The organism is Sorangium sp. So ce327 (genome assembly GCF_051530205.1).
GTDB classification, from domain to species: Bacteria; Myxococcota_A; Polyangia; order Polyangiales; family Polyangiaceae; genus Sorangium; species Sorangium cellulosum_B.
In genome coordinates this window covers 417,371-433,803 of the sequence record NZ_CP150330.1, presented here as the reverse complement: position 1 = coordinate 433,803, position 16,433 = coordinate 417,371, and the positions used below count along the sequence as shown (strand labels likewise).

Genomic DNA, 16,433 nt, shown 5'->3' with positions numbered 1-16,433 from the left:
GACCGCAGCGGCGGGCTGCGCGCCGGCATCCCGGGGGCGGCGGCGCGTCGAGCGGACGGCCCATTGCGCAATCGCGCGACCGTTTGCGCAAGCGCACAACGGCGCGCGCTGCGCCGCCCTGCCGCGCGCGCCACGCGCCGGCGAGGGCGCCTTTGGATCGCCTGGATCGGCCGGGAACACCGCGACGAAGAGCCCGGCACATGCGGTGCTAGGCGCCCGCCCACCATGAACCGATTCTTCGATGGCATCGCGCTTCTCGTGGGGCTGTCCGTCATCCCGACGATCGCCGGCTGCAGCGACGAGCCATCCGAGGAAGAGCGCCGCTTCGCCCGGCTCGCGAAGCGCGCCGAGCAGGTGCGCGAGCTGTCATTCCGCCACGCCGTGCCGGTCGTCACGATCACGCGGGACGAGTTCGAGGCGGACCAGGAGGCGGCCGCGGCCGCCGCCGAGGAGGACGACCTCGCGGAGATGGCCGCGACCTACGGCCGGCTCGGCTACTTCGCCGTCGACGCGGACCTCCGGGAGACGCTGGCTCGCTCGGGGGACTGGGCCGCTGCGTGGTACTCTCTCGAGAGCAACGGCATCGTGCTCATCGGCGAGGTGGACGACTCTGTTCTCATCCACGAGTACGTGCACGGGCTCCAGGATCAGCATTTCGACCTGGCGCCGGACCAGGACGACGCGCTGACGAGCGACGCGTTCCTCGCGCAGCGGGCGGTCACCGAGGGCGACGCGACGCTCGCGGAGGGGCGCTTCATCATGCAGGAGCACCTCGACGCTGATCTGCACCTCGTGGACTGGGGCCGGCTCCTGTCGTCGGTGCATGCGCAGCGGGAGGAGCTCCTCGCCGGCAGCGGGCTCCCCCTCTTGTTCATGGCGTATCCATCGTTCGCCTACAGCTTCGGGCTCGAGTACTGCGCCCACAACCTGACCGGCGCGAGCGCGGCGACGCCCGTCATCGACAGGCTCCCGCCGTTCGACTGGTCGAGCGAGGACGCGCTCTTCTCGACGCGGGCGCCCACGAGCACTCAGCAGATCCTCACCCTCGACGCCCAGGACCCCGAGGTCGGCGTCGGCCTGGACGAGATCCCGTCCACGCTCGACGACCGGCTCGAGCGGCTCGACTGGGACACCCTCGGTGAGTGGTTCACCTACCTGCTCCTGCGCCCGCTCGAGGGCGCGCCCGATCTCGGCGACATGCGCGCGCTGGCCGCGGCCTGGGACGGAGATCGCGCCCTGTTCGTGCGCGATCGGAAGACGGACGCGATCGGCACGGCGTGGGCGTCGGCGTGGGACGACGCCGGCGCCGCGGCGGGCGTCGAGGCCGCGCTGTGGCAGCTCTACGACGGCTCGCCGATCGCCGGCGACGAGCCGCGGCTCGGGCGCGCCGGCGACGGCGAGCTCATCTGGATCGAGCGCAGGGAAGAGCGCGTGGTCGCCCTCAAGAACGTGGACGAGGCGCTCATGCCCTCGCTCGCCGAGGCCGCCTTCCCCTCCGGGATCCGGCCGATGCGGCACATGATCCGGACGCGCCCGTCGCTCGCGGCCAGGCTCTCGCGGCGCCTGGCCGGGCGACATCACTGAAGCAGCGACGGCGCGGCGCGCTCAGATGCAGAGCGAGTCGCAGTCGTGATCTTCTTCGCACGCCGAGACGCAATCGCCGTCGTCGTCGCACGCCGCGATGCAATCGTCTCGATCCGTCGAACATGCCGTGATGCAGTCGTCCTCGCCTTCGTCCTTGTCGTCGTCCGCGTCGACGAAACAGCCGGCGGCCAGGGGAATCGTGGAGACCAAGAGCACTGCAAGCACCTTGCGCAACATGGGTTGTCCTCCTTCGTGGTGTACTGTCCGCATGCGATGCAGGGGACATCGAACACTCAAGCAGGGGGCGTACCAATCGCTGTTCTGACGCGACTCAACCGTTGGATCGCAGGCCCGAAGAGCCGTTATGCCGCGCAAAGCGAGCTCGGCGCCGGAGCTCCGGGCCACCCGAGCGCCCCGGCCGGCGGACGTGAGGGTTCCCGCGAGAAGGCAAATCGCCACAGCGGAGGAGGCCATGGCGGCGCGCGACGCCCTCGGCGCCGGGCTTTCCGCGCGGCGCGCCGGGCGTGCGCGCTGGGTCAAAGTGTCACAGCCGGCTCGACCGTGGGCGACGGACCTCCGTCCAGGTGAGCCTCCGGCCACGCTGGGTCTCACCGCAGCGCGGCCCGGCAGCTCACGCCTCGTCCTCGGGCTTCTGCGGCTTGGGCGGCGGCCGGTCCACGGCGTAGCGCCGTAGATCCAGCGTGTAGGGCGCGTCCCCGTGGGCGATCGCCTGCTTCGCGGTCACCGGCCAGGGCGTCGGCCCCTCGATCGTGAACCGCTGCGCGCGCCGCGCCGCCGCCTCGAACCGCGTGAGCGGCGCGGCGTCGTAGGCGCGGCCCTCGGGGTGCCACACGTGGTAGGCGCACGCGCCGATCGAGCGCTTGCCCCACGTGTCCAGGATGTCGATGTGGACCGGGTGGTGAATGCCGATGTGCGCGTGCAGGCTGTGCGGCGGCGCCCAGGCGCGGAACCGCACGCCGCCCACGTGCTCGCCCGCCGTCCCCGTCGGCCGGAGCGGCAGCACGTGGCCGTTCACGAGCACCGTGTGGCGCTCCGGCGTGAGCCCCTGCGCGCGCACCTCGATGCGCTCCATCGACGAGTCCACGTAGCGCGACGTGCCCGTCGTCGTCAGCTCCTCGCCGAGCACGTGCCACGGCTCGATCGCGTTGCGCACCTCCAGCACCACGTCGCCGGCGTGCAGCGTGCCCACCACCGGGCAGCGCAGCTCGATGAACGGCCGGTACGCGTCCGCGGGCAGGGCGAGCCCGCGCTGCTTCAGGTGATCGAGCACGTCCTCGAAGTCGCGCCACAGGTAGTACGGCAGGAGGAAGCGGTCGTGCAGCGCCTGGCCCCAGCGCACGAGCCGGCCCGTGTACGGCTCCTCGGCGAACGAGGCGAGCAGCGTGCGGACGAGGAGCGCCTGGGCGACCGCCATCCGGAAGTGCGGCGGCATCTCGAAGGCGCGCAGCTCGATGAGCCCCTGCCGGCCGTGCGCCGTCTGCGGATCGAACAGCTTGTCGATGCTCACCTCGGCGCGGTGCGTGTTGCCCGTCATGTCCACGAGCAGGTGGCGGAACAGGAGGTCCGAGAGCCACGCCGGCTCGTTCTGCCGGCGCTCGAACGCGCGCGCGAGCGCGATCTCCAGCTCGTAGAGGTTCTCGTGGCGCGCCTCGTCCACGCGCGGCGCCTGCGACGTCGGGCCGACGAAGAGGCCGGCGAACATGTACGAGAGCGACGGGTGGTGCTGGTTGAACGTGAGCAGGCTGGCCAGGAGATCCGGCCGGCGCAGGAAGGGGCTCGAGAGCGGCGTCGGGCCGCCGAACGTGAGGTGATGGCCGCCCCCGCTCCCCGCCATGCGCCCGTCGACCAGGTATTTCTCGCAGTGCAGGCCGCTGTGCAGCGACGCGTCGAACACCGTCTCGAGGAGCGACGCGTACGCGCGCACCCCGTCGGAGGGCGGCAGGTTCACCTCGAGCACGCCCGGGTCCGGCGTCACCGAGAAGCGGAGCACGTTCGCGCCGGACGGGGGCGGGTACCCCTCGAGCAGCACGTCGATGCCCGTCTCCTGCCGGGTCGCGTCGATCGCGGCGATGAGGTCGAAGAAGTCGGCCGGCGAGAGGAGCGGCGGCAGGAAGACGTGGACGAGGCCGTCGCGCGTCTCGACGCAGAGCGCCGTGCGCACGCCGTAGCCCGATCGTCCCGCGGCGGGGGCGGCGCGCTGGGCGTGATGCGCGGCGCGCTCGCCGTCGTGGGCGTGCCGCTGGGCCGCGCGCGCGCGCGCCGTCTCGGCGTGCTCCGGGTCGCCATCGGCCTCGAGGAGCTCGACGCGGCGCTGCCTCTCTTCCTCCTCGTCGGCCTCGGGCTCGCCGCGCCGCGGGTCCTGCGGCGACACGAGCTCCTCGATCGGCGGCGGCGGGGCCACCGCGACGAGCGAGCGGAGCGGGAGGCGCAGGCCGATGGAGCTGTCGCCCGGGATCAGGAAGAGGTGCCCGCGCCGGAAGCCCCAGCGCTCGCTGATCCACGACCCCCACTGGCGCGCGAGGGGCAGGACGAAGCCGACCTCTCGCCCGAGCCCGCGATCGAGGACCCGCGCGAGGCGCCGCCGCTCCTCCGGGTCGTCGAGGTTCGCCTTGAGCGGGTCGACGTCGGTGGGCAGGCTCGCCTCGTCCTGGAGGTGGCGCCAGGGGTCCTCGAGGGCCGGCATCAGGAAGTCGGTGAGCCCGAGCCGCGCCGCGAGCGCGTCGGCGAACTTCCGCGAGAGCTCGACGCCGCGCCCGCGCGACGCGCTCGTCGCCGGATCGGCGTGGCGCGCCTGGGACATCTCGGTCCAGATCGGGACGCCGTCGCGCCGGCCGATGATCTCGAGCGCCCAGCGGGGCAGGCTCTCGCCGGGGTAGTGCTTGCCGGCGCGGAGCAGCAGGACGCCGCCCGGCGTGATCCGGCGCCGGAGCTCGTGCGCGAGCCGGAGCCCTTGCGACCACTTCGTCGGGCCGAGCGCGCCCTCGCACCACTCGGGCGCGTCCGGGTACTCGCGCGAGTTGAACGTCGGCTCGCCGCCCATCGTCAGGGAGAAGCCCGCGGCGGCGAGCCGCTCGTCGGCGCGATCGGCCACGGACAGGAGCTCCTGCCACACGGGCTCCTCGTAGGGCGTGGTGGGCCTCGGCTCGTGGCCGAGCCGCCCGACCTTCATCTCGAAGGTCACGTCGGTCGCGCGCGTGTCGCTCGTGCCCTCGACCGGGGCCGCGAGCGCGGGCGAGGCGGTGCAGGCGAGCGGGATGTGGCCTTCGCCGCAGAGCAGGCCGCTCGTCGCGTCGAGGCCGATCCAGCCTCCGCCGGGGAGGTAGACCTCGGCCCACGCGTGCAGGTCGACGACGTCGCGGCTCACGCCGCGCGGCTGGTCGGGGATCATCCCCTCGTCCGTGAGCTGCACGAGGTAGCCGCTCACGAAGCGCGCGGCGAGCCCGCGCGACCGGAGCGCCGCGATGAGCAGCACCGCCGAGTCGCGGCAGCTGCCGCGCCCTTGCGCGAGCGTCTCCTCCGGCGTCCAGATGCCGGCCTCCTCGCGGATGACGTACTTGATGCGCCGGTTCACGGCGGTGTTCAGCGCGACGAGGAGCGACACGGTGTCGCCCTTCGAGGGCAGCCCGGCGAGGAACTCGTCGAGCAGCGGGCCGCGGGCGAACGAGGGGTCGGTGCTGTCGAGGAAGGGGGCCAGGTCCTGCTTGAGCTCGGCCGGATACGCGAACGGGACCTCCTTCGCGCGGTCGTCGAGGAAGAAGTCGAACGGGTTCACGGGGCGCACGCTGACCGCGAGCTCGACAAGGACGTCGAAGTGAGGGACGCGCTCGCCCGCGGGCAAGAGCACCCGCGCGACGTGGTTGCCATACGGGTCCTGCTGCCAGCGCGCCGCGATCGGCGGGTCGATCTTCAGGCTGTACGACTCGATCTTCGCCTTCGCGTGCGTCGCGGGCCGCAGCCGGATGAGCTGCGGGCCGAGCGAGGCGGGGCGGGGATAATTGTAACGGGTCCGGTGCTGGATGAGCAGGCGCACGGTGGTTTGTCTCCGGGGGTGGCCCTATCCAACCAGAAGTGCCCCCTTCCGTCTCGCCTTCCGTGACGCGCGTGAGGCGCGCTGCGCGATCGTTTCGAGGACGATTCGGCCAGGGATCGACGGCGTGGCGGCGCGTGGGCGCGAGCGTGCGGCGGGCGAGCGCGCGGGCATGCGGCGGGCGAGCGCGTCGCGGCGCGAGCGCGTGACGGTGCGTGAACGCGAGCGCACCGCGGCGCGCGGACGCGATACCACGAGCGTCTGACGGCGGCGTGGCGCAACGCGACCGCACAGCGGCGCGAGCGTCTGACGGAGCGACCGCGCAGCGACGCGAGCGTCTGACGGAGCGACCGCACGCCAACGCGGCCTCGCGACGGCGCGAGCCGCGCGCCGAAGCGACCGTGCGACGGCACAAAAACCGCGTGCTGCTGCGCCTTTGGCGCCGTTCTGTCCGCCTCGCCACGCCGCGCCCCGATACCGGCGCCGCCCGCGCTTGCCGTCCGAGGGCGAAGCGGTGATCATCGCCCGCTGTGTCGGGTTCGGAGACGAAACAGCCCTCGCTGCCCCCGGTCGAGCCGGGGACGGTGCTCGCCGGCAAGTACCGCGTGGAGCGGGTCATCGGCCAGGGCGGCATGGGTGTGGTCGTCGAGGCCCGCCACGTCGTGCTCGACGAGCGGGTCGCCCTGAAGTTCCTGCTCCCCGAGTTCACCCAGCACCCGGAGGGCTCGGCCCGCTTCCTCCGCGAGGCGAAGGCCGGCATGAAGATCAAGAGCGAGCACGTCGCCCGTGTTTCGGACGTCGGCACGCTCGAGAACGGCGCTCCCTACATGGTCATGGAGTTCCTGATCGGGAGCGACCTGGCGCGCCTGCTCCGCGATCAAGGGGTGCTCGGCATCGAGGACGCGATCGATTGCATCGCGCAGGGCAGCGAGGCGATCGTCGAGGCCCACGGGCTCGGCATCGTCCACCGCGATCTCAAGCCGGCGAACCTGTTCCTGACGACGCGCGTCGACGGCTCGCCGCTCGTCAAGGTGCTCGACTTCGGCATCTCCAAGATGGCGACCGGCGCGGTCGACATCCTGACGGGCACGGACGCGGCCCTGGGCTCGGCCCTGTACATGTCGCCGGAGCAGATGCGGCAGACGCGCTCGGTGGATCACCGGACGGACATCTATGCGCTCGGCGTCTCGCTCTACGAGCTGCTCGCCGGCAGGCAGCCGTACTACGCGGAGACGCTGCCGCAGCTCTGCGCGGAGGTGCTGACGGGCACGCCGACGCCGCTGCGGGAGATCCGCCCCGACGTGCCCGCCGCGCTCGCGGCCGTGCTGGAGAAGGCGTACGCGCGCGAGCGCGAGCACCGGCATGCGTCGGTCGCCGAGCTCATCGTGTCGCTCGCGCCGTTCGCGCCCGCGCGCACGTACACGACCCTGGCCCGGATCGCGCGCATGGGCGGCCTGTCGCTCCACGCCGCGATCCCCGGCGGCCAGCGCGCGTCACAGCCGTCGTTCTCCACCATCGACTCGAGGCCCCCTGGGCCGGCCGCTCGCGAGCCGTCGTGGCCGGGGCTCGCCTCGCATCCGGCCGGGCAGCGCGACACCGGGCAGCCGCGCCCGCCGACGCCGCTCCCTCACGGGACGCCGTTCCCGCAGGCGCCGTCGCCCGTCGCCCACGCCTCGACGCCTTACCCGCATCCCTCGTCGCCGTTTTCCCAGCCTCCGTCGTCCGGCAACGGCGCCTTCGGGCCTCGCCCTGGCGAGGACGGCAGGCCGAGCCCGGTCCCGCCGAACGGCTTCCCGGCGCCAACGCCGCAGCAGCACATCGTCCCCGGTCCGTACAACGCGCCGATGAGCTCGCGCGCCGCCGCGACCTTCGCGTCGTCGACCCACCTCGGGATCTCGTCGGACGGGCGCCGGATCCCTGGGCTATCGGTCTCCCCTTCCGCGATCCTCGCGATCGCGCTGATCTCCGCGACCCTCCTCCTGGGGCTCATCGTCGGCAGCGTGTACATGCTCCGCCGGAGCGGCGCCGACGGGACGGAGAGCACGGCGGCGGCGCCGACGGTCGCCGTGAGCGCGACGGAGACCGCCGCGCCGGCGCCGGCGCCGACCCCCGAGCAGCCCGCGCCTGCCGCCGGGACGACGACGCCGGACGGGCCGACGATCCGACCGACAGGCGCGGCAGCCGACGCAGCGACCACGGCGGACACAGCGGCGGCGAGCGCCACCGCGGCCGCGAGCGCCACCGCGCCGAACGCCGCGGCGGCCGCGAGCTCCCCCGCGGCGTCGCCGAGGACGGCGCCCACTGCCGCCCGGGGCGGCTCGCCCGCAGGGCGGACCACGCCGGCCGCCCGCCCGTCGCAAGCCACGACGACGCAGCGCCCTCCGAAGGGCATCGACCTGAACGACCCGCACTGAGCCCACAGCCATGATCCCCTCGACAGTCCATGCCCCCCGCGCGCTCCGTCGCGCCCGCCTCGCCCTCGCCGCGGTCGTGCTCGGCTCGGCCGCCCTGCTCGCGCCCTCGGGCGCCGCCGCGCAGGGCGCGGGCGGCGATCCGACGCTCGCCCAGACGTTGTTCGAGGAGGGGCGCCGCCTGATGGAGGCGAAGTCGTACGCGCAGGCGTGCCCCAAGCTGGCCGAGAGCCAGCGCCTGCGGCCCGGCACGGGGACGCTGCTCAACCTGGCCCTGTGCAACGAGGGGCTCGGCAAGACGGCGACGGCGTGGGGGCAGTTCAAGGAGGCGCTCTTCGCCTCGAAGAAGGAGGGCAACGCCGCGCGGGAGGCGTTCGCGCAGGAGCACATCGACGCCCTGGAGCCGAGGCTCTCGAGGATCCAGCTCAACGCGGAGAACACGCCCGGCCTGCTGGTCCGCGTCGACGGCGGCGACATCCCCGCGGCCGCGCTCGGCACGCCGATCCCGATCGATCCCGGGGCGCACGAGGTCGAGGCGACGGCGAGCGGCTACACGGTCTGGTCGACGACCGTCCAGGTCGGCGAGAGCGCCGATCTGAAGGCGATCGCCATCCCGAAGCTCCTGCCGGTGGCACCCACGAGCAAGCCCGCCGGGCCCGAGGCGCCGCCGGCCGGCGGCACCGACGGCGGCCGCAGCGGCGGACGCGGCCTGCAGACCGCGGGCTTCGTGATCGGGGGCGCCGGCGCGGCGGTGCTCGGCGTCGGCGCGGTGTTCGGCATCCTCGCCGCGGGGCAAGCGAGCGACGCGGAAAAGGACGAAGCGCTCTGTCCGGAGAAGCTGTGTACGCCGGAAGGTCGCAAAGAGATCAACGCGGCGGAGACCAAGGCGCTCGTGTCCACGATCGGCGTCGGCGTGGGCGTCGCCGCGCTCGCCGCGGGGGCGGTCCTCGTGCTGACCTCGGGCCCATCGAGGGCGGAGGGCGCGAGCGCCGCTGGGGCACGGCAGGGCTCGCCGGCGCGGGTGCAGGCGCGCATCGTGCCGCTCATCGGCCCTGAGGGCGGCGGGGTCGGGGTGCTGGGCGCGTTCTAGCGCCGGGGCGCGGCAGACGCCCATCGGCCGGGGACTGAAGAGCCAGCGGGCCGAGGGCGGAGGCGTCGGGCCCGGTGGCCGAGGGCGGAGGCGTCGGGCCCGGTGGCCGAGGGCGGAGACGTCGGCCCCGGTGACGGTCACTTACGCGCCAATCAGGGGGTGTCCTCACGTGACATCCGCGCCGGCGGGCGCTCGCTTTGTAGCGATGGATGACGCCGGCCCGCTAGCAAAGATCTCCGCTGCCTCCCGGCTCCGCAGCTGCAAGCGCGACGTGCTCGATCGCTGGACGCGCCGGGTGCTCGACGATCCCAGGGCGCCGGCGCCGCGGCGGGGCGAGCGCCCGGTGCTCGTCGACGCGGCGCCGGCGCTGCTCGAGCACCTCATCGAGGCGCTCGCGGCGAGCCGGCTCACCGGCGAGGACGCGGCGCTCCGCGGCGCTTACGAGCGGGTCGAGGACCACGCGCGCCGCTGCGTCACGCGGGGCCGCTGCATCGAGGCGGCGCTGCGGGAGCTATCGCACCTCCGGGCCGCGCTGATCGAGGAGTGCGTCGCCCAGGGCATCGCGCTCGGGGCGGGAGAAGCGCAGGTCCTCCATGCGGTGGTGGACGCGAGCATGTGGACGAGCGCGCTCGAGATCGAGCGGGCGACGCGCGCCGCGCTCGAGGACAGCGGCGCGCGCCTGCGGCTCGCGACGCAGGCCGGCGGCGTCGGCGTCTGGGATTACGACACGGTGACCGGCAAGCTGCGCTGGGACGACCGCTGCCGGGAGGTGTGCGGGCTGGAGCCGGCGTCGGACGTCGATTACGAGCTCTTCCTCTCGGCGATCCACCCGGACGATCGCGCGCGCGTGCAGGAGGCCGTGCTGCGCTCACAGGCCCCGGAGAGCGGCGGCGAGTACAGCATCGAGTACCGCCTCGTGGGGATCCGCGACGGGATCGAGCGCTGGGTCTGCGTGCAGGGGCGCACCTTCTTCGACGCGACCGGGCGCAGCGTCCGGATGATCGGCACGGCGATCGACATCTCCGATCGCAAGCGGGCGGAGGCTGCGCGGCTGGACGATCTCGCGTTTCGCGATCGATTCCTGGCCGCGCTCAGCCATTACCTGCGCACGCCGCTCACGGCGGTCACGCTGGCGTCGAGCACGCTGGTGCGCCACGGCAACCTGACGCCGCGCCAGGCGACGAGCGTCGAGGGGATCGCGGCGAGCGCGCGCCGCATGGCGCGGACGATCGACGACCTGCTCGACCTGACGCGGAGCTGCTTCGGCGACAGCATCCCGATCGCGCGGAGGCCGGGGAACCTCCATGTCCTCTGCAAGGGGGCGATCGACGAGCTCCGGGCGACGCGCGCGGGGGTGCCGATCCGGCTCGATCTCCGGGGGAGCGGCGCGGGGCTGTGGGATCCCGAGCGGATCGCCCAGATGGTGACGAACCTCGTGCAGAACGCGGTCGACCACGCCGAGCCCGGGAGCGCCGTGCGGGTGGCGCTCCGGCCGCGCGGGGGCGACGTGCTGATCGAGGTGCACAACAAGGGCCCGGAGATCGCGCCGGAGCGGCTGGCGACGCTGTTCGAGCCCTGGCAGCAGGCGTCGCCCGCGGAGGGGCGAGCGAGCGCGGGGCGGGGGCTCGGGCTCGGGCTGTTCATCGCGCACCAGATCGCGCGGGCGCACGGCGGGGTGATCGAGGTGGCGAGCCAGGCGGAGCGGGGGACGACGTTCACGGCGCGGCTGCCGCGGAGGGAGGCGGCGGCGAGGGGCTGAGGGACGGCGGCGGCGAGCGAATCACGCGTCTGGCGGCGCCGGGAGGTCCGGGAACCTGCGACGCGACCCCGGCACGCCCACGAGGACGTCGACGAGGGCGGCGACCATCGGGTGGTGGGGTGGGTTCGCCTCGAGCCAGAAGAACTCGCCGGCCGGGTTGACCTCGAGGAGCACGTGCTCACCGGCCGGGGTCACGATGAAGTCGGCGGCGCCGTACTGGAGGCCGACCGCGTCCTGGTAGCGGTGAAGGGCGTCCTCGACGTGCCTCGGCAGCGCGTGGTCGCGCCACGCCTCGATGGTCTCGAGCCCCTTCGTGCGCCAGTCGACCTCGGCCCCGGCGAACGTCGGCGAGTCGAGGCGCGCCGCGAAGATCTTGGTGCCGAAGACGGTCACGCGGAGCTCGTAGGCTTTCGGGACCCTCTCCTGGAAGTACATGGGGCAGAGGCGCAGCTGCTCGAGCTTCTCGAGCGTCTCGGGGCGCACCTCGCTCGTCATCACCACCTGGAGCTTTCCGTCGTCCTTCCGGAACGGCTCCGGGCTCAGCATCTTGACGACGGCGCCGTCCGGACAGCTCGCGAGGAAGGCGCGGGCCGCCTCCGGCTCGTTCGTGCCGAGCGTGCGCGGCGTGCGAACGCCCGCTTCCCGGAAGATACGCTGCTGCAGCGGCTTGTGGTCGGCGCCGCGGACGCGCGCGTACGGGTCCACCTTGAAGGCGGGGCAGGCGGCGAGCACCCCGTGCAGGAACCGCTCCGTTTCCGCGAGGACCATCCGCCGGTGGCCCGGGTGCATGGCCTCTGGCAGCCCGACGGGGGCATGGTAGCGGCGCGCCCAGATCGCGTCGCCCGCCCCGATCGCGTGCCCGCCGAGGAGGAAGCGCTCGCCGTCCGGCCCCTGGGCGAAGGAGATCGTCGCCTTCGTCGGGAAGTCCTCCACGTAAAAGACGACCGGCTCGGCGCCGCGGCTTCGGGTCTCGTCGGCCACGCGCTCGATGAAGCGCGGGGCGTCGGCGCGATGGGTGATGAGAAGGACCTTCATGGTTCGTCCTCGTCGCGGAGCAGCGTTTCGGCGAGGGATGCGGCGATCGGCAGACCGAGCTCGGCCTCGAGCATCCCCCACTCGCCGGTCGGGTTGACTTCGAGAAAGACGGTGTCGCCGTCGGGCGTGAGGATCAGATCGAGACAGCCCTGGCGGAGACCGAGGCGCTTCATGAGCGCTGCGAGCTTCGCCTTGGTCGCGACCTCGAGCGCGTGCGGCATCCAGGCGCCCGCCGCCGAGAAGCGCCAGTCGACGTCGGTCTCCTTGCCGTCGAGCGCGCCGGTCCACGCGGCTCCGCCCGCCCAGGCGATGCGGAGCTCGAGGGCCTTCGGGATCGCCTCCTGGAAGATCATCGGCCCCCGGCGGAGCGCGTCGAGGCGCGCGAGGTCCTCGCGGCGGAAGCGGCGCGTCGGAAAGGCGCGGTGCGCCTGCATCCCGTAGTCGAGGGGTGCGTGCAGCTTGCACACGACGCGCCCCTCGTGGGCGTCGAAGAGGGCGCGGACCGCATCCGGGTCCGAGGTATACCGCGTATCCGGGATACGGAGGCCGACCGCGCGCGCGCACCGGAGCTGAAGCAGCTTGTTCTCCGCGGCGCGGACACGCTCGGGGGCGTCCACCCAGCGTCCTTCGAGGAGCGATACCGCCCCGAAGAAGAGCGCCTGTGCTTCGCGGTTCACGGTGGCGCGGTGCGCCTCCGCCATCGCGGGCGCGTCGATCCGCGGCCAGGCCCGCCAGAGCCAGATCGCGTCCGGCCGCACCCGCTCGCCGCGGACCCACACGGTGCCGGGATCGTCGCCGGCGAGGGAGGCCCCGAAGGGCCCGTCGTCAAAGAGCCTGTCGGTATCGAGGCGAACGGGGAGCGCGCCGCGGCGGCGTAGCTCCTCGGCGACACGCTCGGTGACGAAGGGCTCCCTCGCGTGGGAGAGCAGGAGGATCGTCGGCGCGACCACGGCGCTCGGAGGTCGCCGCGCGCTCAGAATGTATAATCGCAGGTGGGCTTGTACGACAGACAGTCGTCCGCGTCCGACGGGTACTTCTTCGTGCACTCGCTGTCGAGGCAGTGATACGTCGGGGCGGTGCCGCCGCTTCCCGCGGCCGGGGCCGGCTGCTCGTCATCGACGAGGAGGTGAGCGAAGAGCGGAGTCGCGTCGTCGTGGTCGGTCGGGTGGGACATGGTGAGTCTCCTTCGGCTCGGCCCTGTAGTCTGCGAGACTTCGCAGCTGGGCCGAGACTATCAACGTACGCCCAACAGGGCGCTTTCTACAAGCCTCTTTTACACGAAGCCTCTTCTTCGGTTTCCTCGTGTGGTCTGGGTTTCATGCTCATGCCGCCACCGCTTCATCACGCTTCGTGACGCGTGCTTGCGCGTGTTGATGTTCACCGGTAGCCGGCCGCCTGCAGGCGGAAGAGGGCCGCGTAGCGCCCGCCCGCCGCGAGGAGCGTATCGTGGTCACCGCGCTCGGCGATGCGCCCGCCATCCATCACGAGGATCTCGTCGGCGAGGCGGACCGTGGAGAATCGGTGGGAGACGAGGATGGCCATGCGCCCTGCGGTCTCCGCCCGCACCCGTTCGAAGAGGGCCGCCTCGGCGGCGGGATCGATGGCCGCGGTCGGCTCGTCCAGGAGGAGCAGGTCGGCGCCTTCGCGGAGGAAGGCGCGCGCGAGGGCGAGCTTCTGCCACTCTCCGCCGGAGAGCTCGACGCCGCCGGAAAACCACTTGCCGAGCCGCTGCTCGAGGCCGCGCGGGAGCCGGCCGACGGCCGGCGAGGCATCGCTGCGGGCGAGCGCGCGCGCGATCGCGTCGTCGGGCACGGCGTCCTCGGCGGCGCGTGGGGCCACGTTCTCGCGGACCGTGAGCTGGTAGCGGACGAAGTCCTGGAACACCACGGCGAGGCGCGCGCGGAGGGCCTCCCCGTCCCAGGCGCGCAGGTCTCGCCCGTCGAGGAGAATGCGCCCCTCGGTCGGCTCGTAGAGGCCGGCCACGAGCTTGAGGACGGTCGATTTGCCAGAGCCGTTCTCGCCGACGAGGGCGAGCTTCCGGCCGGGGGCGAGGGAGAAGTCGACGCCGGCGAGGGCGGGGCGAGCGGCCCCCGGGTAGGTGAAGCCGACGTTCTCGAAGCGCAGCCCCTGTTCGTCCTGCGCGCGGGCCGCGGGGGCGAGCTGCCGCGGAGCGGGGACCGGGAGATCGAGAAAGTCGTAGAGATTGGCGAGGTACTGCTGGTCCATGTAGAGCCCGCGCACGCCGCCGAGGGCCTGCTTGAGGGCGCCGTCCCCCTGCCGGAAGGTGACGAGCGCGAGGCCGAGGTCGCCGACGGTGAGCGCCCCGGAGAGGGCCCGGAGCGCGACGTAGACATAGACCGCGTAGAAGAGGGCGAGGGCGACGAGGTCCGCGACCAGACCGACGAGCAGCCGCCGTCGCGCGAGCGCCTGATCCTCCTCGAAGACGAGCGTGAAGACGCGCCGCGCGCGCTCGAGGAAGGTGGGCCCCGTTCCGAAGAGGCGCACCTCCTTTGCGTGGTCGTCGCGGGTGAGCACCTGCTCCAGGTAGGCCTGTTCGCGGGCCTCGGTGGCGCGCCGGTTCTGGAGGCGAAAGAGCGCGGTCGCGAAGCGGGTCTCCGTGAGGAAGCCCGGGAGCGCGGCGAGGAGGATCGCGAGCGCGCAGAGCGGCGAGAAGCGGAAGAGGAGCGCCGCGGAGCCGCCGAGCACCGCGAGGGCCTGAGCCACGGCGAAGAGCCCGGCGAGGAGCGCCACCGGACGCCCGACCGCCTCGCGCCGCGCCCGCGAGAGCGCGTCGTAAAAGCCGGGGTCCTCGAAGCAGGCGTAAGGGACCGCGATCGCCTTCTCGAGGATCGACCGCTGGAGCAGGAAGCCGAGCGCGAGGCGGAGGCGCGCTGTCGCGAACTGGTTGAGGCCCCCGGCGACGTAGGTGAGGAGCAGGAGCCCCGCCTCCGCCACGATGCCCGTGATCACCGCCTGTCGATCGCCGTGAGCGACGCCGTCGAGGACCCGGCGGGCGTACCAGGCCATCCCGGTCGGAGCGATGCCCGCGAGGACGCCGGCAAGGGCCATGGCCCCGAGGGCGAAGGGGCTCGCGCGAGCGGCAAGGGCGATCGTGCGGAAGAGCCCGGAGCGAAACGTGCGGAGGGGCGGAGGCGGCACGAGGCGAAGGGGACGAGCGGCGGCCGGAAGCGGCCGTGAGAGCGTGAGGATACTCCCGGGCCGCACGAGGCAGCGGGGATATCCGGATCCCTGGTGAAATTTGGAGGGTAGTTCTTCCTGCGCCGATCGGAGGAGCGAGGTGCCTTAATGACTTCCGGGAATGCCCCGCTCAGGCCGTGCAGCAGAAGGTCGATGGCGCGCTCGCCTGGAGCTCACCCACGGGCTCGCCCCCGTGCGGCGCGCACGCGCCCGGCTCGACGTCCGCGATCACGGCCGACTTGCTCCCCAGGCCTGCGCCGGGAGGCGTCACGACGCAGAACGGGACGCTGGAGCTGACGAGGTTCGACGCGAGCAGGTCGGTGCAGGCGGCGTCGCGGTACACGGACGCCATGAGGGTGCACGAGGCGCCGGTCGGATCGCCGCAGCCGCAGGGGGTGCACTCGCGGCCGTCGATCACGTCCTCGAAGAAGACGTGCTTGACGGCGTACCCCTCCGGACAGCTGGCGTCGTCGCCCTCGTGGTAGACGCAGGTCAGGAAGCCCGACGGCGCCGCCGGCACGCATGTCGTCGCGTCGTCGCACGCGGTGTACGCGCCGGCGAGGCACGCCCTGGCCCGCGTCGCCCACGGATCGAGCCTGGGGACAGGCGGCGGGGCGTCGATGCGCGGCGAGCACGCGCCGGTCGTGACCGAGGGCGCCGCGATCGTGAGCGACTGCACGCAGGGCTCGCCGTCGCAGAGCTGATCTTCGGGGATCGGGTTCGCGGCGGTGCATGCGCCATCCCAGCCGTCGGGCGCGGCGAAGGAGGTCATCACGGTGCCTGGCTCATCGCCGGGGCACGAGGCGGACGAGGCCGCCCAGCCGGTGGGGAGCGCGCACGAGGCCTCGGGCGGGTCGCACGCGCAGACCGCGCAGTCCATCGGCGGCTGCTGGAGATCGGCGAAGCCTTCGTAGCCGAGCGTGGGCGCGTCGGCGGGGCAGTCGGGGACGGCCTTAGCCGGGCCGAACCAGAGCAGCGCCGGGCCGAACCAGCCGAGCGGCGCAGGCGGGGTGCACTGGCCGGAGCACAGCGAGCTGTGCATGTCGCCGCCGGATCCGCCCTGACCGCCGGCGCTGGTCTCGTCGCCGGCGCCGCCTTGGCCACCGGCGCCGCCCTGGCCGCCGTCCGCTCCGGCGTCGCGCAATACGCCGCAACCGGACAGATTGTGCTCGATCTCTTCGGGCAGACAGGGACCCGTGATCACGAGCGGCTCCGTGGTACAGCCAATGCACAACAGCGAGCCTGAGAGAGCCCAATGAAATCTGCGCATCGCCGTGAATCTACATGACCGCGGGTCTGCGGCGCAAG

The 16,433-nt window shown here is 73.2% G+C and carries 11 protein-coding genes; 4 read left to right on the top strand and 7 right to left on the bottom strand.

Annotated elements, in window-relative coordinates:
* Window positions 1-225 precede the first annotated feature (225 nt).
* Complete coding sequence (locus WME95_RS01605) at window positions 226-1,584, top strand: hypothetical protein (protein WP_437906683.1); 1,359 nt, start codon at window positions 226-228, stop codon at window positions 1,582-1,584.
* Window positions 1,585-1,605: 21 nt separating this feature from the next.
* On the opposite strand, the gene WME95_RS01600 is transcribed toward WME95_RS01605, so the two are convergent.
* On the bottom strand, window positions 1,606-1,821 hold the full coding sequence (locus WME95_RS01600; protein ID WP_437906681.1) for a hypothetical protein: 216 nt from the start codon (window positions 1,819-1,821) through the stop codon (window positions 1,606-1,608).
* A 394-nt stretch (window positions 1,822-2,215) separates the two neighbouring features.
* On the bottom strand, window positions 2,216-5,635 hold the full coding sequence (locus WME95_RS01595) for a DUF2126 domain-containing protein (protein WP_437906679.1): 3,420 nt from the start codon (window positions 5,633-5,635) through the stop codon (window positions 2,216-2,218).
* 527 nt (window positions 5,636-6,162) lie between these two features.
* On the opposite strand from WME95_RS01595, the gene WME95_RS01590 reads away from it, so the two are divergent.
* The 3 genes from WME95_RS01590 to WME95_RS01580 all read left to right on the top strand — a co-directional run bounded on the left by WME95_RS01590 (window position 6,163) and on the right by WME95_RS01580 (window position 10,892).
* Window positions 6,163-8,046 (top strand): serine/threonine protein kinase, encoded by a 1,884-nt coding sequence (locus tag WME95_RS01590; protein WP_437906677.1) that lies wholly within the window; start codon window positions 6,163-6,165, stop codon window positions 8,044-8,046.
* A 10-nt stretch (window positions 8,047-8,056) separates the two neighbouring features.
* On the top strand, window positions 8,057-9,133 hold the full coding sequence (locus tag WME95_RS01585) for a hypothetical protein (RefSeq protein WP_437906675.1): 1,077 nt from the start codon (window positions 8,057-8,059) through the stop codon (window positions 9,131-9,133).
* Window positions 9,134-9,338: 205 nt separating this feature from the next.
* Entirely contained in the window at window positions 9,339-10,892 is a 1,554-nt protein-coding gene (locus WME95_RS01580) for an ATP-binding protein (protein ID WP_437906673.1), read from the top strand.
* A gap of 21 nt (window positions 10,893-10,913) precedes the next feature.
* On the opposite strand, the gene WME95_RS01575 is transcribed toward WME95_RS01580, so the two are convergent.
* The 5 genes from WME95_RS01575 to WME95_RS01555 all read right to left on the bottom strand — a co-directional run bounded on the left by WME95_RS01575 (window position 10,914) and on the right by WME95_RS01555 (window position 16,329).
* Window positions 10,914-11,927 (bottom strand): MvdC/MvdD family ATP grasp protein, encoded by a 1,014-nt coding sequence (locus tag WME95_RS01575; protein ID WP_437906671.1) that lies wholly within the window; start codon window positions 11,925-11,927, stop codon window positions 10,914-10,916.
* Window positions 11,924-12,877, bottom strand: coding sequence for an MvdC/MvdD family ATP grasp protein (locus tag WME95_RS01570; RefSeq protein ID WP_437906669.1), 954 nt, complete (start codon window positions 12,875-12,877; stop codon window positions 11,924-11,926). Before WME95_RS01570 ends, WME95_RS01575 begins: the two co-directional genes overlap by 4 nt.
* 23 nt (window positions 12,878-12,900) lie before the next feature.
* Window positions 12,901-13,101, bottom strand: a complete 201-nt coding sequence (locus WME95_RS01565) for a hypothetical protein (protein WP_437906667.1) — start codon at window positions 13,099-13,101, stop codon at window positions 12,901-12,903.
* 203 nt (window positions 13,102-13,304) lie between these two features.
* Window positions 13,305-14,996 (bottom strand): ABC transporter ATP-binding protein, encoded by a 1,692-nt coding sequence (locus WME95_RS01560; protein ID WP_437906665.1) that lies wholly within the window; start codon window positions 14,994-14,996, stop codon window positions 13,305-13,307.
* Between the two features lie 259 nt (window positions 14,997-15,255).
* Window positions 15,256-16,329: a hypothetical protein gene (locus tag WME95_RS01555; RefSeq protein ID WP_437906663.1), complete on the bottom strand. Its 1,074-nt coding sequence runs from the start codon at window positions 16,327-16,329 to the stop codon at window positions 15,256-15,258.
* Between the last annotated feature and the right edge of the window lie 104 nt (window positions 16,330-16,433).